Annotated in this window: 20 protein-coding genes and 1 pseudogene; 14 read left to right on the top strand and 7 right to left on the bottom strand. The window is 69.0% G+C overall.

Annotated elements, in window-relative coordinates; all coding sequences use genetic code 11:
• Window positions 1-23: 23 nt before the first annotated feature.
• The 4 genes from AB5J62_RS10645 to AB5J62_RS10660 form a co-directional block, all read right to left on the bottom strand.
• Entirely contained in the window at window positions 24-782 is a 759-nt protein-coding gene (locus AB5J62_RS10645; RefSeq protein ID WP_370948030.1) for a flavodoxin-dependent (E)-4-hydroxy-3-methylbut-2-enyl-diphosphate synthase, read from the bottom strand.
• Window positions 779-1,438: a hypothetical protein gene (locus AB5J62_RS10650; RefSeq protein WP_370948031.1), complete on the bottom strand. Its 660-nt coding sequence runs from the start codon at window positions 1,436-1,438 to the stop codon at window positions 779-781. The genes AB5J62_RS10645 and AB5J62_RS10650 overlap by 4 nt, the downstream gene beginning before the upstream one ends.
• 471 nt (window positions 1,439-1,909) lie before the next feature.
• Window positions 1,910-4,117 carry a catalase/peroxidase HPI gene (gene katG, locus AB5J62_RS10655; RefSeq protein ID WP_370948032.1) on the bottom strand — a complete coding sequence of 736 codons (2,208 nt, stop codon included), beginning with the start codon at window positions 4,115-4,117 and terminating at the stop codon, window positions 1,910-1,912.
• A gap of 26 nt (window positions 4,118-4,143) precedes the next feature.
• Window positions 4,144-4,575 carry a Fur family transcriptional regulator gene (locus tag AB5J62_RS10660; RefSeq protein ID WP_370948033.1) on the bottom strand — a complete coding sequence of 144 codons (432 nt, stop codon included), beginning with the start codon at window positions 4,573-4,575 and terminating at the stop codon, window positions 4,144-4,146.
• Window positions 4,576-4,703: 128 nt separating this feature from the next.
• On the opposite strand from AB5J62_RS10660, the gene AB5J62_RS10665 reads away from it, so the two are divergent.
• Together AB5J62_RS10665 and AB5J62_RS10670 are read left to right on the top strand one after the other, a co-directional pair.
• Window positions 4,704-6,215 carry a catalase gene (locus AB5J62_RS10665; protein ID WP_370948034.1) on the top strand — a complete coding sequence of 504 codons (1,512 nt, stop codon included), beginning with the start codon at window positions 4,704-4,706 and terminating at the stop codon, window positions 6,213-6,215.
• Window positions 6,216-6,486: 271 nt separating this feature from the next.
• A complete protein-coding gene (locus AB5J62_RS10670) occupies window positions 6,487-7,833 on the top strand; it encodes a lamin tail domain-containing protein (protein ID WP_370948035.1) in 1,347 nt (448 codons plus the stop codon).
• Here the strand turns inward: AB5J62_RS10670 and AB5J62_RS10675 are convergent.
• Both AB5J62_RS10675 and AB5J62_RS10680 read right to left on the bottom strand, forming a co-directional pair.
• Window positions 7,830-8,029 (bottom strand): annotated as a pseudogene (locus AB5J62_RS10675) (AraC family transcriptional regulator); the annotation flags it as partial. The gene AB5J62_RS10670 and the pseudogene AB5J62_RS10675 sit on opposite strands and share 4 nt — an antisense overlap.
• Window positions 8,030-8,084: 55 nt before the next feature.
• The gene (locus AB5J62_RS10680) at window positions 8,085-8,849 is read right to left on the bottom strand and encodes a DeoR/GlpR family DNA-binding transcription regulator (protein WP_370948036.1); all 765 of its coding nucleotides are present in this window, start codon (window positions 8,847-8,849) and stop codon (window positions 8,085-8,087) included.
• Between the two features lie 185 nt (window positions 8,850-9,034).
• Here AB5J62_RS10680 and AB5J62_RS10685 point away from each other — a divergent pair, with 185 nt between their 5' ends.
• The 12 genes from AB5J62_RS10685 to AB5J62_RS10740 all read left to right on the top strand — a co-directional run bounded on the left by AB5J62_RS10685 (window position 9,035) and on the right by AB5J62_RS10740 (window position 19,860).
• Window positions 9,035-9,262 (top strand): hypothetical protein, encoded by a 228-nt coding sequence (locus AB5J62_RS10685; protein WP_370950230.1) that lies wholly within the window; start codon window positions 9,035-9,037, stop codon window positions 9,260-9,262.
• A gap of 15 nt (window positions 9,263-9,277) precedes the next feature.
• The gene (gene glmS / locus AB5J62_RS10690; RefSeq protein WP_370948038.1) at window positions 9,278-11,101 is read left to right on the top strand and encodes a glutamine--fructose-6-phosphate transaminase (isomerizing); all 1,824 of its coding nucleotides are present in this window, start codon (window positions 9,278-9,280) and stop codon (window positions 11,099-11,101) included.
• Between the two features lie 207 nt (window positions 11,102-11,308).
• Window positions 11,309-12,223, top strand: a complete 915-nt coding sequence (gene pfkB / locus AB5J62_RS10695) for a 1-phosphofructokinase (RefSeq protein ID WP_370948039.1) — start codon at window positions 11,309-11,311, stop codon at window positions 12,221-12,223.
• Window positions 12,224-12,242: 19 nt separating this feature from the next.
• Window positions 12,243-13,340: a mannitol-specific PTS transporter subunit IIC gene (gene mtlA / locus AB5J62_RS10700; protein WP_370948040.1), complete on the top strand. Its 1,098-nt coding sequence runs from the start codon at window positions 12,243-12,245 to the stop codon at window positions 13,338-13,340.
• 14 nt (window positions 13,341-13,354) lie between these two features.
• Window positions 13,355-13,663, top strand: a complete 309-nt coding sequence (locus AB5J62_RS10705) for a PTS lactose transporter subunit IIB (RefSeq protein ID WP_091291316.1) — start codon at window positions 13,355-13,357, stop codon at window positions 13,661-13,663.
• On the top strand, window positions 13,653-14,102 hold the full coding sequence (locus tag AB5J62_RS10710) for a PTS sugar transporter subunit IIA (RefSeq protein ID WP_370948041.1): 450 nt from the start codon (window positions 13,653-13,655) through the stop codon (window positions 14,100-14,102). Before AB5J62_RS10705 ends, AB5J62_RS10710 begins: the two co-directional genes overlap by 11 nt.
• Window positions 14,099-15,148 carry a zinc-dependent dehydrogenase gene (locus AB5J62_RS10715; RefSeq protein ID WP_370948042.1) on the top strand — a complete coding sequence of 350 codons (1,050 nt, stop codon included), beginning with the start codon at window positions 14,099-14,101 and terminating at the stop codon, window positions 15,146-15,148. Before AB5J62_RS10710 ends, AB5J62_RS10715 begins: the two co-directional genes overlap by 4 nt.
• On the top strand, window positions 15,148-16,746 hold the full coding sequence (gene ptsP / locus AB5J62_RS10720; protein ID WP_370948043.1) for a phosphoenolpyruvate--protein phosphotransferase: 1,599 nt from the start codon (window positions 15,148-15,150) through the stop codon (window positions 16,744-16,746). The genes AB5J62_RS10715 and ptsP overlap by 1 nt, the downstream gene beginning before the upstream one ends.
• Window positions 16,747-17,039: 293 nt before the next feature.
• Entirely contained in the window at window positions 17,040-17,306 is a 267-nt protein-coding gene (locus AB5J62_RS10725) for an HPr family phosphocarrier protein (protein WP_370948044.1), read from the top strand.
• Between the two features lie 72 nt (window positions 17,307-17,378).
• Window positions 17,379-18,140, top strand: a complete 762-nt coding sequence (locus AB5J62_RS10730) for a DeoR/GlpR family DNA-binding transcription regulator (RefSeq protein WP_091291306.1) — start codon at window positions 17,379-17,381, stop codon at window positions 18,138-18,140.
• 32 nt (window positions 18,141-18,172) lie between these two features.
• Window positions 18,173-19,030 carry a carbohydrate ABC transporter permease gene (locus AB5J62_RS10735; RefSeq protein WP_370950231.1) on the top strand — a complete coding sequence of 286 codons (858 nt, stop codon included), beginning with the start codon at window positions 18,173-18,175 and terminating at the stop codon, window positions 19,028-19,030.
• A gap of 2 nt (window positions 19,031-19,032) precedes the next feature.
• Window positions 19,033-19,860 (top strand): carbohydrate ABC transporter permease, encoded by an 828-nt coding sequence (locus AB5J62_RS10740; RefSeq protein ID WP_370950232.1) that lies wholly within the window; start codon window positions 19,033-19,035, stop codon window positions 19,858-19,860.
• Here the strand turns inward: AB5J62_RS10740 and AB5J62_RS10745 are convergent.
• Complete coding sequence (locus tag AB5J62_RS10745; RefSeq protein ID WP_370948045.1) at window positions 19,780-21,204, bottom strand: GH1 family beta-glucosidase; 1,425 nt, start codon at window positions 21,202-21,204, stop codon at window positions 19,780-19,782. The genes AB5J62_RS10740 and AB5J62_RS10745 overlap by 81 nt on opposite strands.
• Between the last annotated feature and the right edge of the window lie 4 nt (window positions 21,205-21,208).

Genomic DNA, 21,208 nt, shown 5'->3' on the forward strand with positions numbered 1-21,208 from the left:
CCCCGTATTGGTCGCTGGTCCGATCAGGTGACGTGCAGCTCGGCCAAAATCCGCTTCGCCGCTTGGACTTCTTCGACCGGTGAGCCGGAGAGCGCGACGCGGACGCTGTCGCCGATTCCCTCCTTGAGCAGGAAACCGAAGACCAGCCGGAGCTGACGGCGGCGCGCGGCCGTGGTCGCGTCGCCCGCGACTTCGAGGTGCAGCGGGTAGTCGACGCGGCGCGCGAGCTGCCGGTACGCCGACGCCATCACCAGCGGGTCGGCGTGCTGCATCGACAGCGTGAGGTCACCGAACCCGTATGCCTCGAACAACGCACAGGTCTGGACGGCCGCCTCGACCAGTGCCTCGGGCGTGGCGCGGCCGTACTCGGCGAGCAGCCGCCAGTCGAGCGCACGCGCGGTGATGCCGATGTGGACCGGGATTCCCGCCGTGACCAGGTGCCCGGCCGTCTCGGCGAACTCCTCGATGTCACCGGGGTTGACCCGCACCGCGGCGCAGGACGTGTCCAGCGCGGAGAGCAGGCGCCACCGCTGGAAACCGGCGTCCGCGATGACCGGGAGCGGCGACCCGGCCACGATCGAGGGCAGCGCGCCCGCGCCGTCGGCCGAGGACACCGCGACGCGCACGAGCGAGCACTCGGCCGCCGCGAGCGTCTCGATCTCGCCCAAGGCGTCCGCCGAAGCGGTCACCTCGGCCTGGATCGCGATCGGTGCGCCGCCGCCGAGTGGCAGCTCGCCGATCATGACCTGGTGCGACGCCCTGCGTAGCGCGGCGGCCGTCATCTCCGCACCGGCTGTCCGAAGTGGAGTGTCTCGACGGGTTCCACTTCGGACACCGTGAGCGGGCCGAGCTCGGCCAGCAGCGCGAGCACGCCGTCGAGCTGGCGTGCCGGCACCGAGGGACCCGCGGTGAGCCCGATGGTGCGCACGCCGGTCAGCCAGGCCGGGCGGATGGCGGCCGCGTTCTCGATGAGGTGGGCGGGCCTGCGGTGGCGGTGGGCGAGTTCGACGAGCCGCATCGAGTTGGCCGAGTTCATCGGGCCGAGCACGAGCACCAGGTCCGACTCGACGGCCATCGCCGCCAGCGCGTGACTCTCGGTGACCAGTGGGAAGGTGGCGTCGAGGACGTCGAGCCGCCGCGCGGCGGCCTCCGCGCGCATCGAGGGGGAGAGGCCGTGCGCGGAAAACATCACCGTGGCGCCTTCGGGGACTTCGTCGAGTCCGTCCACGAAGATCGCGCCGCGCGTTTCAAGATCGGCGATGACGTTTTCGTTGTTCAGGATCTGTTTACGCACGTAGACCTTTTTTCGTGGTACCAGGTCCGTAATGATCGAAATCGCGCGCTGCACTCCGGCGGGACAGGACCTCGGCGCCGTGAGCAGCACGGTGCGCGGCCGGGAAACCGCTCGCCAGGCCAGGTCATCCACGTCGACAGTCACCACTGAAGCCACCAATCCGGGTCCGGGTCGATTTCGGCGACGGTGACGCTAACACCGTCGGCGGGTAACCTGAAGTCCCACAAGAGTGCTGGCCGATGACACTTTTCTTCACCCGAACAGCGGACGAAGAGCACCGCTGGTAGTGGAGTTTTCCCGCTGGGCTGATTATCTGCCGGCCAGGCTGATCGATTGTCGGCTTTTTGCTCCATTAGTGAGCGAGAAAGTCAGGTTTGTGCGGCCTGAGTGCGTTTTTTGTGCGATGGGAATGGCGCCAAAATTTTCCATTCCGTTGCCTAGCTTGTCACCCGATGGTGACGGGCGAACCGGGTAGGTGACGATTACGCACGGCAGCGCGGTACTCGTGACGTCCGGCTCAACCGGGCGGTGGCCGGTGTCACCAGTGCTGCCGCGCTCGAAAAAAAATCCAGCCCCGGCCGTCGAGACGGCCGGGGCTGGATCGTCCTAACAGGATCAGACGTCGTAGCGGTCGAGGTCCATGACCTTGACCCACGCCGCGACGAAGTCCCGCACGAACTTCTCCTTGGCGTCATCGCTCGCGTAGACCTCGGCGAGCGCGCGCAGCTCCGAGTTCGAGCCGAACAGCAGGTCGACACGGCTGCCGGTCCACTTGACCTCGCCGGTCGCGTCGCGGCCCTCGAAGGACTCCGCGTCGGCCGAGGCAGGCTTCCACTCGATGCCCATGTCGAGCAGGTTCGAGAAGAAGTCGTTGGTCAGCGACCCCGGGGTCTCGGTGAGCACGCCGGCCGTGGCGCCCTTGGCGTTCGCGCCCAGCACCCGCAGGCCGCCGACGAGGACGGTCATCTCGGGCGCGCTCAGCGTGAGCAGGTTCGCGCGGTCGATCAGCAGGTACTCGGCCGGGAGCCGGTGACCCTTGCCGCGGTAGTTGCGGAAGCCGTCCGAGGTCGGCTCCAGCGCGGCGAAGGACTCGACGTCCGTCTGCTCCTGCGACGCGTCCGTGCGGCCCGCGGTGAACGGCACGGTGACGTCGTGACCCGCGGTCTTGGCCGCCTGCTCCACGGCGGCGGTGCCACCGAGGACGATCAGGTCGGCGATCGAGACCTTCTTGCCGAAGGACGACTGGATCCCTTCGAGCGTGCGGAGCACGGTCGCCAGCGACTCGGGGTCGTTGACCTCCCAGCCACGCTGCGGCTCGAGGCGGACGCGGCCACCGTTGGCGCCACCACGCTTGTCGCTGCCGCGGAACGTCGAAGCCGACGCCCACGCCGCGGAGACGAGCTGCGAGACCGACAGGCCCGAAGCGAGGATCTGCTCCTTGAGCGAGGCGATGTCCGCGTCGTCGATCAGCTCGTGGTCGACGGCGGGCACCGGGTCCTGCCAGAGCAGCGTCTCCTGCGGCACCAGCGGGCCGAGGTAACGCTGGATCGGGCCCATGTCGCGGTGCGTCAGCTTGTACCAGGCGCGGGCGAACGCGTCGGCGAACTGGTCGGGGTTCTCCAGGAAACGCCGCGAGATCTGCTCGTAGACCGGGTCGACGCGCAGCGACAGGTCGGTGGTGAGCATCATCGGCGGCCGGTTGAGCGTGCCGTCCTCGGGGTCGGGGATGGTGTTCGCGCCCCCGCCGTCCTTGGCCACCCACTGGTTGGCGCCCGCCGGGCTGGCGGTCAGCTCCCACTCGTACTTGAACAGGTTCTCGAAGAACTGGTTGCTCCACACGGTCGGCGTCGAGGTCCAGGTGACTTCGAGACCGCTGGTGATGGCGTCGCGGCCCTTGCCGCTGCCGAAGCTGTTCTTCCAGCCGAAGCCCTGCTCCTCGAGCGGGGCGCCTTCCGGCTCGGCGCCGACGTACTGGTCGGGGTCGGCCGCGCCGTGCGTCTTGCCGAAGGTGTGCCCACCGGCGATGAGCGCGACGGTCTCCTCGTCGTTCATCGCCATCCGGCGGAAGGTCTCGCGGATGTCGCGCGCGGCGGCCAGCGGGTCGGGGTTCCCGTTGGGGCCCTCCGGGTTGACGTAGATGAGGCCCATCTGGACCGCGCCGAGCGGGCTCTCCAGCTCGCGGTCACCGGTGTAGCGCTCGTCGCCGAGCCAGGTGGTCTCGGGGCCCCAGTAGACGTCCTCGTCCGGCTCCCACACGTCGGCGCGGCCACCGGCGAAGCCGAAGGTCTTGAAGCCCATGGTCTCCAGCGCGCGGTTGCCCGCGAAGATCATCAGGTCGGCCCACGAGATCTTGCGGCCGTACTTCTTCTTGACCGGCCACAGCAGACGGCGGGCCTTGTCGAGGTTTCCGTTGTCCGGCCAGCTGTTCAGCGGCGCGAAGCGCTGCATACCCGCGCCGGCGCCACCACGGCCGTCCTCGATGCGGTAGGTGCCGGCGCTGTGCCACGCCATGCGGATCATGAACGGGCCGTAGTGCCCGAAGTCGGCCGGCCACCAGTCCTGCGACGAGGTCATCACCGCGTCGACGTCCACGGCCAGTGCGTCGAGGTCGAGCGAGTTGAACTCGGCGGCGTAGTCGAAGTCCTCGCCCATCGGGTTGGCGACGGCCGGGTGCTTGCGAAGAATCTTCAGGTTGAGCTGGTTCGGCCACCAGTCGCGGTTGCTGCCGCCCTCGGTCGGGTGCTGGATGCGCCCGTGAGCGACCGGGCACCCGCCCGCGCTTTCCACGTTCATCTCGCCGACAGCGGCGTCAGTGTCAGACACAGAAATCCTTCCGGAATAAGGGGTGTTCAGGAACTGGGCGCGGAGGAGCAACTCGGGCACAGGCCCCAGTAGATGACCTCTGCCTCCTCGATCGCGAACCCGTGATCATCGGAGGCGGACAGGCAGGGTGCGTGGCCGACGGCGCAATCGACGTCGGCGATCGCGCCGCATGACCGGCACACGGCATGGTGGTGGTTGTCCCCGACCCGCGCCTCGTAGCGCGCCACGGAACCGAGCGGCTGGATGCGCCGCACGAGCCCCGCGGTGGTGAGCGCCCGCAGCACGTCGTAGACGGCCTGATGGGACACTTCGGCGAGATCCGCGCGGACGGCGCCGATGATGGAATCGGTGTCGGCGTGCGGATGGGCGTGCACCGCGTGCAGCACGGACAGGCGAGGGCGGGTCACGCGGAGCGCGGCCCCACGCAACATACGCTCGAAGTCCGCGGTGGTGGGCACGCGAGCAGTCTGCCCTGTTTACTTGAATGAATCAAGTCTATGCCCCCGGCTGGGTGATCTTGGTCGCGTCCGCCCTGGTCAGGGCGACTCAAGGTGTGAGGGCTCGGCGAGCCGGGTAGCCCCGGAACATGACGCGACCTGAACCCACCACCACGGACGCGGGCATCCCGGTCGAGAGCGACGAGCATTCGCTCACGATCGGTCCCGACGGCCCGATCCTGTTGCACGACCACTACCTCATCGAGCAGATGGCCCAGTTCAACCGCGAACGCGTGCCCGAGCGCCAGCCGCACGCCAAGGGCAGCGGCGCGTTCGGCCGGTTCCAGGTGACCGGCGACGTCAGCGCCCACACCAAGGCCGCCGTGTTCCAGCCCGGCGCCGAAACCGAGGTGGTCACCCGATTTTCGACCGTGGCGGGGGAGCGCGGCAGCCCGGACACCTGGCGCGACCCGCGCGGCTTCGCGGTGAAGTTCTACACCTCCGAAGGCATCTACGACATGGTCGGCAACAACACCCCGGTGTTCTTCATCCGCGACCCGTTGAAGTTCCAGCACTTCATCCGCTCACAGAAGCGCCGCGCCGACAACAACCTGCGCGACCACGACATGCAGTGGGACTTCTGGACGTTGTCGCCGGAGTCCGCGCATCAGGTCACCTGGCTGATGGGGGACCGCGGCATCCCGCGGACCTGGCGCCACATGAACGGCTACAGCTCGCACACCTATCTCTGGGTCAACGCCGGCGGCGAGCGATTCTGGGTCAAGTACCACTTCAAGACCGACCAGGGCATGGAGTTCTTCACCCAGGACGAAGCCGACCAGATGGCGTCCGCCGACACCGACTACCACACCCGCGACCTGTTCGAAGCGATCTCGCGCGGCGACCACCCGAGCTGGACACTGCACGTCCAGGTCATGCCGTTCGACGACGCCACGACGTACCGGTTCAACCCGTTCGACCTCACCAAGGTCTGGCCGCACGGCGACTACCCGCTCATCGAGGTCGGCAAGCTGACACTCGACCGCAACCCCACCGACCATCACGCCGAGATCGAGCAAGCCGCGTTCGAGCCCAACAACCTGGTGCCCGGCATCGGCGCCAGCCCCGACAAGATGTTGCTGGGCCGGATGTTCGCCTACGCGGACGCGCACCGCCACCGCATCGGCGTCAACTACAAGCAGCTGCCGGTCAACGCGTCCAAGTCGCCCGTGCACAGCTACAGCAAGGACGGCGCGATGCGGTACACCACCGTGTCCGACCCGGTGTACGCGCCGAACTCCAAGGGCGGCCCTCGTGCCGACACGTCTCGGGTGCCGGCGGGCTGGCACGCGGACGGCGAGATGGTGCGCACCGCGTACACCTTGCGTGAGCAGGACGACGACTGGGGCCAGGCGGGCACGATGGTGCGCGAGGTGCTCGGCGACGCCGAACGGCAGCGCTTGGCGGACAACGTCATCGGCCATCTGCTCAACGGGGTGAGCGAGCCGGTGCTGGCGCGCGCGTTCGAGTACTGGCGCAATGTCGACAAGAACCTGGGCGACAGCATCGAATCCGGCGTCCGCGCCAAGCAGGACGAAAAGGACCCGAAGGCGGCGGACCAAGGCAATCCCGCACGCTCCAGCATGCAGCACAAGGCCTGACGGGGTCGTGAGCGTTGCGGGCGGTTAGAACCGTCCGCAACGCTCACGACTCGCAGGCGGTGGACAAGCAGGTTGACTGAGTGGCACTTGCGGCGCTGAACGACGCATTTCGTGCTCAGCCAACCTGCCCGTGGTGAGGAGTCGTGAGTGTTTTCGCCGGTTAGAACCGGCCGTACCACTCACGAGGCTGTTGTTGGTCCGGCGTTCAGCTGGCGGTCGCCGTGGTGGGGAAGGCTTCCCGGGAAGCCTTCGGCGAACAGGGAGTGCCATCTTGCGTGGAAGAGTCATCGCCGCGACGTTGTCCGCGATCGTGCTGGGACTGGCCGTCGCGCCGTCCGTGGCGCAAGCGGCCGCACAGGTCCGCATCAACGAGGTCGAGTCCAACGGCGGCTCGCCCGGCGACTGGATCGAGCTGGTCAACCTCGACGCCGCCACGGCCGACCTCTCCGGCTGGGTGTTGAAGGACAACGACAACTCGCACGTCTTCACGATCCCGTCCGGCACCTCGCTGGCGCCGGGCGCGTACAAGGCGTTCGACGTCGAGTCGGCGTACGGCTTGGGCAGCGCTGACTCGGCGCGGCTGTACCTCCCCGGCGGCTCGACGCTCGTCGACTCGTACAGCTGGTCCTCGCACGCGAGCACCACGTATGGCCGCTGTGTCAACGGAACCGGCGCGTTCGTCACGACCACCGCGTCGACCAAGGGCGCCCCGAACGCGTGCCCGGTCGTCGTGTCGGCTTGGCCGGGTGGCAGCTCGGTCAGCGTCGCGGACGCGGCGAACGCGTTCGGCAGCAACCTGAGCGGGCTCTCGTATCAGAGCGCCAGCGTGGTGTGGGCGGTCAAGAACGGACCTGGCACGGTCTATCGCCTGGTGCCCAACGGTGCCACGTGGCGGGTCGACTCCGCCAAGCCGCTGCGCTTCGCCAACGGCAAGGGCGACCCCGACGCGGAAGGCGTGGTCATCACGCCGGACGGCCTGTTCGCGGCGACCGAGCGCGACAACTCCAACGACAACGTGAGCGCGTTGAAGATCCTGCGTTTCGACCCGAACTCGACCGCGAGCACGCTCACCGCGACCGCGGAGTGGAACCTGACCGGCGACCTCCCGTCCGTCGCGGCCAACAGCGGGCTCGAAGCCATCTCGTGGGTTCCGGACACTTTCCTTACCTCGCACGGTTTCCGCGACGAACACACCGGCGCCGCGTACAACCCGGGCCGCTACCCCGGCCACGGCAGCGGCCTCTACTTCGCGGGCCTCGAAGCCAACGGCACGGTCTACGCCTACGCGCTCACCCAGTCCGGCGGCGGCTTCACCCGCGTCGCGACGATCTCGACCGGGTTCTCGGCGGTCATGGATCTCGAGTTCGACGCGGCGACCGGGCACCTGTGGGCCGCCTGCGACGACACCTGCCACGGCCGCACCGCGACGCTCGACATCAACGCGCAGGGTCGCTTCGCCGCGACCGCCGTGTACGAGCGCCCCTCCGGCATGCCCGACTACAACAACGAGGGCTTCGCGATCTCTCCGTCCTGCGTGTCGGGGAGCAAGCAGGTCCTCTGGGCTGACGACGGTAACGACGGCAGTCACGCGCTGCGCGCCGGAACCCTCGCCTGCTAACGGTTTCGGCCGGGTGTGTGGCCGAAGGCCTGCCTGAACACATCGATGAAGGCACTCGGTGAAGCCCAGCCGCAGCGATGCGCCACTGCGGGAACGTCATCGCGAACTCGGCGCGGAACAGCCGCGAAAGCGTTCGCTCGCTCGCGCCCGCTTCCGTCCCGAGTTCGGCGAGTGAGCGGTTGTCCGCCGGATCGGCGTGGGGGTCGTGAGTGGTACGGCCGGTTCTAACCGGCCGTACCACTCACGAGCCCTTAGACCGTGATGACCTGGGGGCCGGCGGCGGCGATCTCGGTCGCCAGGTCCGCGTCGAGCGCCGAGTCCGTGATCAGGACGTCCAGGTCGGCCAGCGCGCCGAAGCGCGCGAACTGGTCGTTGCCCGCCTTCGTGTGGTCGGCCAGCAGCACGCTGCGGCGGGCCGCGGACATGGCCGCGCGCTTGACCATCGCCTCGGCCGAGTCGGGGGTCGTCAGGCCTCGGGCGACCGAAAAACCGTTGGTGCCTATGAAAGCCACGTCGACGTAGGTGTCGCTGAGCGCGTGCAACGCCCACGCGTCGACCGAGGCCAGGGTGCGGCCGCGGAGGCGGCCGCCGACGAGCATGACCGTCAGGTTCGCGCGGGTGGCGAGTGTCATCGCGATGCCGACCGAATGGGTCACGACCGTTATCTCGGACTCGGGTGGGAGCAGGGCGGCGAGGCGGGCCGTGGTCGTGCCCGCGTCGAGGAGGATCGTGCCGCCGTCGGCGGGCAGCTGCTCCAGGGCGGCTTTGGCGATGCGGTCCTTTTCGGACGTCATCACGCCTTCGCGGGTTTCGACGGCGGCCTCGAAGCCGAGGCGCTCGGCCGGGATGGCGCCGCCGTGGACGCGGCGGAGCACGCCGTGCTGCTCGAGGACCGTGAGGTCGCGGCGGATGGTCTCCATGGTGACCGCGAACTCGTCGGCGAGCGCGGCCACGTCGACGCGGCCGTTGAGGCGGGCGCGGTCGAGGATGAGCTGTTGCCGCTCCTGTGCGTACACCCGCGCCCCCGTGATCAAGAGTCCGTCTGTGTGAGTTTATGTGGGAAACTGTCCGTTCGTCCACCTGATGTGCGGCGCAACTCACTCTTGCCCGAAATCGGGCAAGAAATTTGGCTCAGCGAATCCCGCGATGCCAAGGTGGCCGGGTGGAGGCACCGCACGCCGAACTGACGCGCTACATCGCCATGTCCGCGGGACTGCCCGCGGAGACGGCGGCACGCGTGGTCGCCGACGTGGTCGCGTACTTCAGCGAGACCACCGAGCAGTTCGTGCGCAGGCGGCATGCCGAACTACGACGTCGCGGGCGCAAGAACCCGCAGATCTGGCCGGAGATCGCTCGTGAACTGGCACACCGGCCGGTCGCGCCGGTCCCGCCGAGCGAGCGGCAGCTGCGCCGGATCGTGTACGGCTAACCAAGGAGTCAACGTATGTGTGGAATCGTCGGGTACATCGGGCCGCGGGCGGCCGTTCCCATCCTGCTGGAAGGTCTGCGCAGGCTGGAGTACCGCGGCTACGACTCGGCGGGTCTCGCGGTGGTCGCCAAGGGCAGGCTCAAGGTCGTCAAGGCGGCCGTGCGCGTCGAGGAGCTGCGTGACCTCGTCGACGACGGGCTGACCGGCACCGCGGGCATCGCGCACACCCGCTGGGCCACCCACGGTGAGCCCAACGACGCCAACGCGCACCCGCACACCGACACCTCCGGCCGGATCGCCGTGGTGCACAACGGGATCATCGAGAACTCCGAGCGCCTCCGCGCCGAGCTCGTCGCCGAGGGTGTCGCGCTCGCCAGCGAGACCGACAGTGAGGCGCTCGCGCACATGATCGCCGCGTTGCTCGACGACTCGGCCTCGCTCGAGGACGCCGTCCGCAAGGCGCTGCTGCGCGTCGATGGCGCGTACGGCCTGGTCGTGTTCGACAGCAAGAACCCCGACGAGCTGGTGGTCGCCCGCAACGGCAGCCCGATCGTGCTCGGCATCGGCGACGGCGAGATGTTCGTCGCCTCCGACGTGGCCGCGATCGTCCGGCACACCCAGCGCGTGGTCTACCTCGACGACGGCGAGCTGGCGACGCTGACCGCGAGCGAGTTCCGCACCAGGACCCTCAAGGCCGAGCGCACGGTCAAGACGCCGACCACCGTCGAGGTCATCGACGAGGACTACCAGCTCGGCGGCTTCGACAGCTACCTGCTCAAGGAGATCAACGAGCAGCCGGACGCCGTGCGCCGCGCGCTGCTCGGCAGGCTCGACGAGCGGTTCGCCACCGCGCACCTCGGCGGCCTCGACCTCGACCCGACCGAGCTGCGGTCCTTCCGCCGCGTCAAGTTCCTCGGCTGCGGCTCGGCGTATTACGCGGCGCAGGTCGGCGCGAACCTCGTCGAGGAGTTCGCGCGGATCCCGGCCGACGCCGAGGCCGCGTCCGAGTTCCGCTACCGCAACCCGGTCATCGAGACCGACACGCTCTACGTCGCGGTCAGCCAGTCCGGCGAAACCTCCGACACGCTGTCGGCCATCCGCGAGCTCAAGCGCAAGGGCGGCCGGGTGATCGGCATCGTCAACGTGACCGGCAGCGCGATCGCGCGCGAATGCGGCCGCGGCATGCTGCTGCACGCGGGCCCGGAGGTGTCGGTCGCGTCGACGAAGGCCGTCACCAACATGGGTGTCGCCTTCGCGATGCTCGCGCTCTCACTCGGCCGCGTGCGTGATCTTTCGGTCGCCAACGGCAAGCGGATCGTCGACGCGCTCGCCAAGCTGCCGTCGCTGCTGTCGGAAATCCTCAAGCTGGACGGGGAGATCGCCGAAATCGCCGGCCGGTTCGCCGACGCCGAGCACATGTTCTACATCGGCCGCGTCCGCGCCTGGCCGGTCGCGCGCGAAGGCGCGCAGAAGCTCAAGGAGATCTCGTACATCCACGCGGAGGCTTATCAAGCCGCGGAGCTCAAGCACGGCCCGCTCGCGCTGATCGACGCCACGATGCCTTCGGTCGTGATCGTGCCCGGCGACGACCTCGTGACCAAGAACATCGGCACGGTCGAGCAGATCAAGGCCAGGGGCGGCCCGGTCATCGTGGTCACCAACACGGACCTGCCCGAGGATCTGGCCGACGCGGTCATCCGGGTGCCCGCGTGCGAGCCGGAGCTGGACCCGATCCTGCTGGGCGTGCCGCTGCAGATGTTCGCGTACCACGTCGCGCGCAAGCTCGGCCGTGACCTGGACAAGCCTCGCAACCTCGCGAAGAGCGTCACGGTGGAGTGAACCCCGAGTGACACGGATGTCCGGGTGTGTTGATTTATCTTTGTCTGGTTGTCCAACTTAACAGCTAAACCGCAGGTGAACGGCCGGTTCGGGTGGTCCGAAGGGACAACCGGACCGGCCGTTCGGGCAACTGGGGTTGTAAACCCACGTAGAACCATGCAAAATCACTCAAACCAACATCCGGTGTGAGTGTGAGGTGGTGTACGCGTGTTCGTGACCGTGACGGCGAACCCCAGCGTGGACCGGACCATCGAAGTGGACCGGCTGGTGCGGGGCGAGTTGCACCGGGCGTCGCGGACGCGGGTCCACCCGGGTGGCAAGGGCGTCAACGTGGCCAGGGCGCTGGTCCGCAACGGCGTCAAGACACGGGCCGTGGTGCCGGTCGGCGGCGCCGAGGGCGCTCAGCTCGTCGCGCTGCTGACCGCGGACAGCGTCGACGTGGTGCGCGTGCCGACAACGGGGTCGGTGCGCTGCAACGTCAGCGTGGTGGAGCCGGACGGCACCGTCACCAAGCTCAACGAGGCGGGCCCGTCGCTGACCCCGGCCGACGCCGAGGCCATCAGGGACGCCGCGCTCGCGAACATCGCCGACGCCACCTGGGTCGTGCTCGCGGGCAGCCTCCCGCCGGGCGCGCCGGTGGACTTCTACGCCGACCTGGTCGCCAGGCTGACCGGCGAAGGCGTCCACGTGGCCGTCGACACCAGCGGACCGGCGCTCGTCGAGACGCTCGCCGCCAGGCCCGCGCTGATCAAGCCGAACCTCCACGAACTGGAGGAGGCCGTCGGGCGCGAACTCCCGGCCATGGCCGACGTCGTCGCGGCCGCGCACGAACTGCGCGCGCGGGGCGCCGGCGCGGTGCTCGCCAGCCTCGGCGGCGAAGGCGCGGTGCTGGTCGACGGCGAAGGCGTGTGGCACGCCAACGCCGATGCCGAAGTACGCAGCTCCGTCGGCGCGGGCGACGCGCTGCTCGCCGGCTTCCTTTCCGCGGGCGGGCAAGGGCCCGACGCGCTTTCCGAAGCCGTGGCCTGGGGCGCCGCCGCCGTTTCACTGCCCGGCAGCACGATGCCGGGCGTCGAAGACATCAAGGGCCGTGTTGTGCGCGTCGCGCGTATCAATTCCTAGAACAAACGGGAAGTCAACGATGACTAAATCGGAAACCGCGCCATCCAGGGCGCAGCAGGCCAGGGTCACGGTTCAGCGCTTCGGCGGTCATCTCGCCGGCATGGTCATGCCCAACATCGGCGCGTTCATCGCGTGGGGCCTGATCACCGCCTTGTTCATCCCGTCTGGCTGGCTGCCGAACGCGAAGTTCGCGCTGCTGGTCGAGCCGATGATCAAGATCCTGCTGCCGGTGCTGATCGGGTTCACCGGCGGGCGGCTGGTGCACGGGCACCGCGGTGGCGTGGTCGGCGCGGTCGCCACCATCGGCATCGTGGTCGGCGCGGACATCCCGATGTTCCTCGGCGCCATGGCGATCGGCCCGCTGACGGCGTACCTGCTGAAGCTGTGGGACGACAAGGTCGGCTCGAAGACCCACCCCGGCTTCAAGATGCTGGTCAACAACTTCAGCGCGGGCATCATCGGCGGCGCGATGGCCATTCTCGGCATGGTCGCCATCGGCCCGGTCGTGCAGGGCATCACCAAGGCACTCGGGTCCGGTGTGCGGACGCTGGTCGAGGCGAACCTGCTGCCGCTGGTGTCGATCATCGTCGAACCGGCGAAGGTGCTGTTCCTCAACAACGCGATCAACCACGGCGTGCTCAGCCCGCTCGGTGTGCAGCAGGCGTTGGAGCAGGGCAAGTCGATCGCGTTCCTGATCGAGCCGAACCCCGGCCCCGGCTTCGGCATCCTGCTGGCGCTGACGCTGTTCGGCGCGAAGACCGCGCGGGCCACCGCGCCCGGCGCGATGCTGATCCAGTTCCTCGGCGGCATCCACGAGATCTACTTCCCGTACATCCTCGCCGCTCCGCGCCTGATCCTCGCGGCCATCGCCGGCGGCGCCGCTGGCGTGCTCGTCTTCAGCATCACCGGCGCCGGGCTCACCGCGACGCCGTCGCCGGGCAGCATCATCGCCGTGCTCGCGGTGACGCCGAAGGGCGGCTTCTTCGGGGTGATCCTCGGCGTGGCGGTCGCCGCCGCGGTGTCGTTCATGGTCAGCGCCGTGCTGCTGAAGTTCGGCCGCGGCGCCGCCGAAGAGGAAACCAACCAGCAGGTCGCCAACGGCGGATCCGTCGCCTGAAAGGGAGTTCACCGATGAGCAGCATCGAAGGCAGCGACATCAAGAAGGTCATCATCGCCTGCGACGCGGGCATGGGCAGCAGCGTGATGGTCGCCTCCCAGCTGGCCAAGCGGCTCAAGCCGTACAAGGTCAAGGTCGAGCACACCCCGGTCGACGAGATCCCTGCCGACGCGCAGCTGGTGCTGTGCCAGGAGGGCCTGGTTTCCCGCGCCCGCAAGGCTTCCGGTGACGCCGTCGTGCTCGGCTTCCAGAGCTTCCTCGGCGACCCGCTGTTCGACCGCGTCGAGGCGGCGATCTCCGGAGGCGGTTCCCTTGCCGACTGAAACCCTTGCGGTGGAAGGCATCCGGCTCGGCTGCACCGCGACGTCCCGCGAGGACGCGATCGACCAGGTCGGCAAGGTGCTGCTGGAAATCGGGGCGGTGTCGGCGGAATACCTGCCCGCGATGCACGAACGCGAGCAGTCGGTGTCGACGTTCATCGGCGCCCAGGTCGCCATCCCGCACGGCACCGACGCGTCGCGCGAGTTCGTCAAGCGCACCTCGCTCGCGGTGCTGCAGTTCCCCGACGGTGTCGACTGGGGCGGGCACGACGTCCGCATGTGCGTCGGCATCGCGGCGAACGGGTCCGAACAGGTCGGCATCCTCTCGGCGCTGGCCCACGTACTGCTCGACGACGACAAGGCGGCGGAACTCCGCTCGGCGGCCGACGCCGAGACGGTCATCCGGCTGCTGGATTCCCTTGGTGAGGAGAAAAATCAGTGAAGGTCGCTCGCTTCTACGCACCCGGTGACATCCGGATCGAGGAGGCGCCCGAACCGGTGCCCGGCCCCGAAGAGATCAAGATCCGGGTCCACAACACCTCGACCTGTGGCACCGACCTGAAGATCTTCCGGCACGGCCACCACCACATCGACCCGCCGCGCGTGATCGGGCACGAGATCGCGGGCGAGATCGTGGAGGTCGGCGCCGAGGTCGAGGGTTGGGTTCCCGGCGACCGTGTGCAGGTGATCGCGGCGATCCCGTGTGGTGAGTGCGCCGAATGCCTGCGCGGGTACCAGACGATCTGCCCGAACCAGCTGTCGATGGGCTACCACTTCGACGGCGGGTTCGCCGAGTACATGATCGTGCCGCGCAACGTGCTCAAGGTGGACGGGCTCAACCGCATCCCGGACAACGTCGGGTACGCGGAGGCTTCCGTCGCCGAGCCGCTCGCCTGTGTCCTCAATGGACAGAACTTCGCCGGTGTCGAAGAGGGCGACGTGGTCGTGGTCGTCGGCGCCGGGCCGATCGGCTGCCTGCACGTGCGTCTCGCCCGCGCCAAGGGCGCCGGCGCCGTGTATCTGGTCGACCTCAACCGCGGCAGGCTCGACATGGCCGCCGACCTGGTCAAGCCGGACGCCGCGATCTGCGCGTCCGAAGTGGACTCGGTCGAGCAGGTGCTCGCGCTGACCGAAGGCCGCGGCGCCGACCTGATCATCACCGCGGCCGCCGCGGGCAAGACCCAGGAGGACGCGCTCCGGATGGCCGCGCGGCGCGGCCGGATCAGCTTCTTCGGCGGCCTGCCGAAGGACAACCCGATCATCGCCTGCGATTCGAACCTGGTGCACTACCGCGAGCTGACCATCTACGGCGCCAACGGATCCAGCCCCGAGCACAACAAGCAGGCGCTGGAGCTGATCGCGACCGGTGCGGTGCCGGTGTCCGACCTGATCACCCACCGGCTTCCGCTGGACGGCGTGCTCGAGGCCATCGACATCGTCAGCAGCGGCGACGCCATCAAGGTGACCATCGAGCCTGGACTGAGCTGATGGAACGGCTGACCGGCAGCCCGGCGAGCCCCGGCACGGTGTTCGGGCCGGCGGCGCGGATGAGCGCGCCGCCGGCGTTGCCCGAGCGCTGGGACCACGTCGACGACGCGCCGACCGAGCTCGCGCGAGCGGTCGCGGCGCTCATCGCGGTCTCGGAAGACCTCAGGCGCCGCGCCGAACCGCTGAGCGGGGAGGCGCGGGACATCCTGGAGGTCCAGTCGGCGATGGCGGCCGATCCGGCGATCGAGGACGGCGTCCGCGAGGCTGTCGAGGCGGGTTCGCCCGCGGCATGGGCGTTGCGTGATTCTTTCGACGCGCAGATCGAGAAGCTGGCGGCGATCGGCGGTTACCTCGCCGAGCGCACGACGGATCTCGCGGACCTGCGTGACCGGGCGATCGCGTCGGTGCTCGGCCTCGCGCCGCCGGGGCTTCCCGTGTCGGACAAGCCGTACGTGCTGGTCAGCGGCGACCTCGCGCCCGCGGACACGGTGACGCTGGACGCGTCGCTGGTGCTCGCGATCGTGACCGAGAAGGGCGGCCCGACCAGTCACACCGCGATCGTCGCGCGGGCGCTCGGCATCCCGGCGGTGGTCGCGTGCGCGGCGGCGGCCGGGCTCGCCGACGGTGACGAGGTGCTGGTCGACGGCACCGCGGGCACGGTCGTCCGCGACCCTGACGCGGAGCTGGTGGCCGAGGTCGCGCGACAGACCGAGCTGGCCCGCGAGGAACTCGCGCGGCACTCCGGGCCCGGTTCGACCAAGGACGGGCATCCGGTCAAGCTGCTGCTGAACGTCGGCGGCGCGGGTGCCGTGGCGGCCGACGCCGAAGGGGTCGGGCTGTTCCGGACGGAGTTCCTGTTCCTCGACCGGGTGGAGGCGCCGACGGTCGAAGAGCAGCGTGCTGCTTACGGGAAGGTGTTCGCCGAGTTCGGCGGACGGCCCGTGGTCATCAGGACGCTCGACGCCGGCGCCGACAAGCCGGTCCCGTTCGCCAACGCCGACGACGAGCCCAACCCGGCGCTCGGCGTCCGCGGATATCGGGTCGGCGTGCGCAATCCCGAACTGCTGGCAGCGCAGCTTGAGGCGATCGCCTTGGCCACCGGGGACCACGACGCCCAGGTGCAGGTGATGGCGCCGATGATCGCGACGCCCGCCGAGGCGGCCGCGTTCGCCCGCGTCGCGCGTGCGGCAGGCATCTCGCGGGTCGGCGTGATGATCGAGATCCCCGCGGCGGCCGTGCTGGCCGACGCGATACTGGCCGAGGTCGACTTCGTGTCCATCGGCACGAACGACCTGTCGCAGTACACCTTCGCGGCCGACCGCATGCTCGGCGAACTCGGTTTTCTGCTCGACCCGTGGCAGCCCGCGCTGCTGCACCTGGTCTCCGGCATCGCCGCCGCGGGTGCCCGCGCAGGCAAACCGGTCGGCATCTGCGGCGAGGCCGCGAGCGACCCCGGCCTCGCGCCGGTCTTCGCGGGCATGGGCATCACGAGCCTGTCGATGTCGGCGCCCGCGGTCCCCGCAGTCCGCGCGGCCCTGCGCGGACGGACCCTGGCCGAGTGCCAGGCCCTCGCGGCCGAGGCCCTGAAAAGCTCGTGAGCGTTGCGGGCGGTTGGAACCGCCCGCAACGCGCACGACCCCCGGTGACCTGCGCGAACTCGGGTCGTGAGTGGTATAGCCGGTTAGAACCGGCCATACCACTCACGACCATGGCCTCGCGGGCGCCGTCATGACGGGACCGAGTGTCCTTTGTGGACCTGGGACGCCAGCGTCGGAGTGGTTTCAAGCAGGCCCGGGATAAAGCGGGCTTTACTCCCCGGAGCAAAGCGGGCTTTATCCCCGGGAGTAAAGCCCGCTTTATCCCGGGTTCGTCGAGTGGAGAGGTAGGGGTCGTGGTCAGTGCGAAGGTTGTGGTGGGGTCGAAGGTGGGGTTGCATGCGCGGCCCGCGCGGCTGCTCGTCGAGGCGGCGGGTAAGCAGCCAGTGCGTGTCCTCATTGGACGGGACGGCGGGAAGCCGGTGCCTGCCGACAGCATCCTGGCGGTCATGTCGCTGGGGGTCGGCGGTGGGGAAGAGGTGGTCGTCTCCGCGGACGGCGAGGGGGCCGAGCGGGCGCTCGAAGCGATCACCGCCCTGCTCGCCGAGGACCTCGACGCCTGAGCGAATGTCCGGTTGTGTTGTCGAAGCCACACGATTCCAACTATTGTCACACCCTGAAGAGGGAGGTGACCGATGTACGCCGAGGAACGGCAGCGGGCGATTCTCAAGCAGGCTCGCCAGCATGGCCGGGTCGACGTGGCGACATTGGCCGCCACCTTCGAGATCACCAGTGAGACCGTGCGGCGGGATCTCACCGCGCTGGAACGCAGCGGGGTGCTGCGGCGGGTGCACGGTGGCGCGATCCCGGTGGAGCGGCTCGGGTTCGAGCCTGGCCTGGCCACGCGTGACACCGTGATGACCGCCGAGAAGGAACGGATCGTCGCGGCCGCGCTGGAGCAGGTGCCCAACGAGGGCGCCATCCTGCTCGACGCGGGCACCACCGTCGGGCGGCTGGCCAAGATCATCCCCGCTGACCGGGAACTGACCGTCGTCACGCATTCGCTCACCACGGCGTTCACGCTCGCGACCCGCCCGAACATCACGCTGATGCTGGTCGGCGGGCGGCTGCGGGCCCGCACGATGGCCGCGGTCGACAGCTGGGCGCTCAACGCGCTCAAGGACACCTACGTCGACATCGCGTTCATCGCCACCAACGGTATCTCGATCGAGCGCGGGCTGACCACGCCCGACACCGCCGAGGCCATGATCAAGCGGGCCGCCATCGCGGCCGCGCGGCGGACCGTGCTGCTCGCCGATCACACGAAGATCGGCAACGACCATTTCGCCCGGTTCGCCGATCTGAGCGACATCGACACGATGATCACCGACACCGGCGTCGATCCGCAGCTGGCCGACGAGATCGCGCAGACCGGCATCAAAGTGATCACCGTTTGAGTGTCCTGCGGCATCGGCTCGGGCCGTACCTGCTGACCGCTCCCTTCTTCGTGATTTTCGGGGTGTTCGGGCTCTTTCCGATGCTCTACACCGCCTGGGTCGCGCTGCACGACTGGCATCTGATCAACGGCGACAAGGGTTTCGTCGGTTTCGACAACTTCGTGACGCTCGCGACCGACCCGCATTTCTACAACGCGCTGCTCAACACGGTGAGCATGTTCGTGCTCTCCACCGTGCCACAGCTGCTCGCCGCGCTCGGCCTGGCCGCGCTGCTCGACCGGCCACTTCGCGCGCGCACGATGTGGCGGGCGAGTGTGCTGCTGCCCAACGTCGTGTCGGTCGTCGCGGTCGCGCTGGTCTTCGGCCAGCTCTTCGCGAAGGACTACGGCGTCGTCAACTGGGTGCTCGGGCTCGTCGGCCTCGACCCGGTCGACTGGCGCGCGGACCGGCTCGCCTCGCACGTCGCGATCAGCACCATGGTGATGTGGCGCTGGACCGGCTACAACGCGCTGCTGTACCTGGCCGCCATGCAGTCCGTCCCGCAGGAGCGGTACGACGCCGCGATGATCGACGGCGCCTCGCGCCGGCGGACGTTCTGGTCGATCACCGTGCCCGCGATCCGGCCGACCATCCTGTTCACCGTGGTGGTCTCGACCATCGGGGGACTGCAGTTGTTCGCCGAGCCGCAGCTGTTCGACGACACCGGCATCGCGGGCACCGGCGGCGCTGACCGGGAGTTCCAGACCTTGGCGATGTACCTGTACGAGCGCGGGTTCGGGCTGTTCGACGCGGGCTACGCGGCCGCCATCGCCTGGGTGCTCTTCCTGCTCTCGGCCGGGTTCGCGCTGGTCAACTTCCTGCTGGTGCGCCGGATCCGGGGCGGTGAATGACCATGGCGCGTGCCAAGCCCGGTTTCCTCGTCTACGGCCTGCTGGTGGCGGTCGGCGTCGGCTCGATCTTCCCGCTGTACTGGTCGTTCGTCGTGTCCAGCAGGGACAACTCGGCCATCGGCGAGACGACGCCGCCGCTGGTGCCCGGCGGCAATCTCTTCGCGAACATCCGCGAGGTCTTCGACAAGGTTGACTTCTGGCTGGCGCTGGAGAACTCGATGATCGTGGCCACCACGGTCGCGGTGTCGAACGTCGTGCTCGCCAGCCTGGCCGGGTTCGCGTTCGCGCGCCTGAGATTCCGCGGGCGCGACTCGCTGTTCCTCGTGGTCATCGGCACCGCGATGGTGCCCGCGCAGCTCGGGGTCATCCCGCTCTACCTGGTGGTCGGCGAACTCGGCTGGTACGGGCGGCTGGAGGCGGTGATCGTGCCGGCGCTGGTCGGCGCGTTCAGCGTGTTCTGGATGCGCCAAGCCTGCGAAGAGGCGATACCGGGCGAGCTGATCGACGCGGCCAAAGTGGACGGTTGCTCGACGCTGCGCGTGTTCTGGCACGTCGCCGCGCCGGCCATCCGGCCACAGGCCGCGGTGCTCGCCATGCTGACGTTCATGACCGCGTGGAACGATTTCTTCTGGCCGCTCATCATTCTCGACCCGAACCAGAGCCCGACCGTGCAGGTCGCACTGTCCAGATTGGCCAGTGGCTACTTCACGGACTACTCGCTCATGCTCACCGCGGCGACACTCGGCGTGCTACCGGTCGTCGCCTTGTTCATCCTGCTGGCCCGCCAGATCGTCAACGGCGTCATGCGCGCCGGCGCGTTCCGGAGCTGAATTGCCCGCCACGACGGCCGCGAAGAACCGCGCGCTGTCCTTGACGATGCGTTGCTGTGTCTCGAAGTCGACGTGCACCAGGCCGAAGCGCTGGGTGTATCCCATGGCCCACTCGAAGTTGTCCAGCAGCGACCAGGCCAGGTAGCCGCGGACGTCCGCGCCGCGCGCGACCGCGTTGTGCACGGCGCCGATGTGCTTCGCGAAGTACCGCACCCGCTCGGCGTCGTGCACCCGGCCGTCCTCGACCACGTCGGCGAACGCGGCCCCGTTCTCCGCGACGATCAGCGGCACGCCGTCGCAGTGCTCGGTCAGCCACAGCAGCAGGTCGGTGAACGACTCCGGGCGCTGCTCCCAGCCGAACGAGGTCAGCTCGCCCTGCGGCGGCTGCACGTCCATCCCGCGCAGGCCCGGCAGCGGGCAGTTGCTGTCGGCGGCCGGGTCGGCCAGCGGCTTCGACCGGGTCGGCGCGTAGTAGTTGACGCCCAGCCAGTCGAGCGGCTGCGCGATGATCTCCAGGTCCCGGTCCTGGATCGCCGGTTCGAGCGTGCCGACGTGCGCCAGGTCCTCGAGCAGCTCGGGCGGGTAGCCGCGGCCGAGCACCGGGTCGAGGAAGAACCTGTTGTGCAGGAAGTCGAACTTGCGCGCGGCCTCACGGTGGACCTCGTCGTCCACTTCGGTCAGCACGGGGGAGAAGTTGAGCACAATGGACACTTCGTCGGCGCCGCTCGCGCGCAACGCCTGCGCGCCATGGCCGTGCGCGAGCAGCAGGTGGTGCGCGGCGACGAGCGCGGCGCCTTCGTCCTTCAGCCCCGGCGCGTGCTGGCCGTTGCCGTAGCCGAGGAACGCGGCACAGAACGGCTCGTTGATCGTGGTCCACTGCCGCACCCGGTCGCCGAGTGCTTTGTGGACGGTCTGCGCGTAGTCGGCGAAATATCCGGCCACGTCACGGTTCCGCCAGCCGCCTTCGTCTTCCAGCGCCTGCGGTAGATCCCAGTGGTAGAGCGTGAGCATCGGGGTGATGTCGCGTTCCAGCAACCGGTCGATCAGCCGGTCGTAGAAGGCGATGCCGCGCGGCTCGACCGTGCGGCCGTCCGGCATGATCCGGGACCACGCCGTGGAAAACCGGTAGTACGGCATGCCGAGTTCGTGCAGCAGCTCGATGTCCTCGCGGTACCGGTCGAAGTGCTCGCACGCGCGCTCACCCGAGGCGTCGCCGAGCACCTTGCCTGGCTGCGCGGCGAAGGTGTCCCAAATGGACGGTCCGCGCCCGTCGGCCGTGACGGCGCCCTCGATCTGGTACGAGGCGGTCGCCGTGCCCCAGATGAACCCGTGCGGAAAAGTCACCGGA

Source organism: Amycolatopsis sp. cg5 (genome assembly GCF_041346955.1).
Classification (GTDB): Bacteria; Actinomycetota; Actinomycetes; order Mycobacteriales; family Pseudonocardiaceae; genus Amycolatopsis.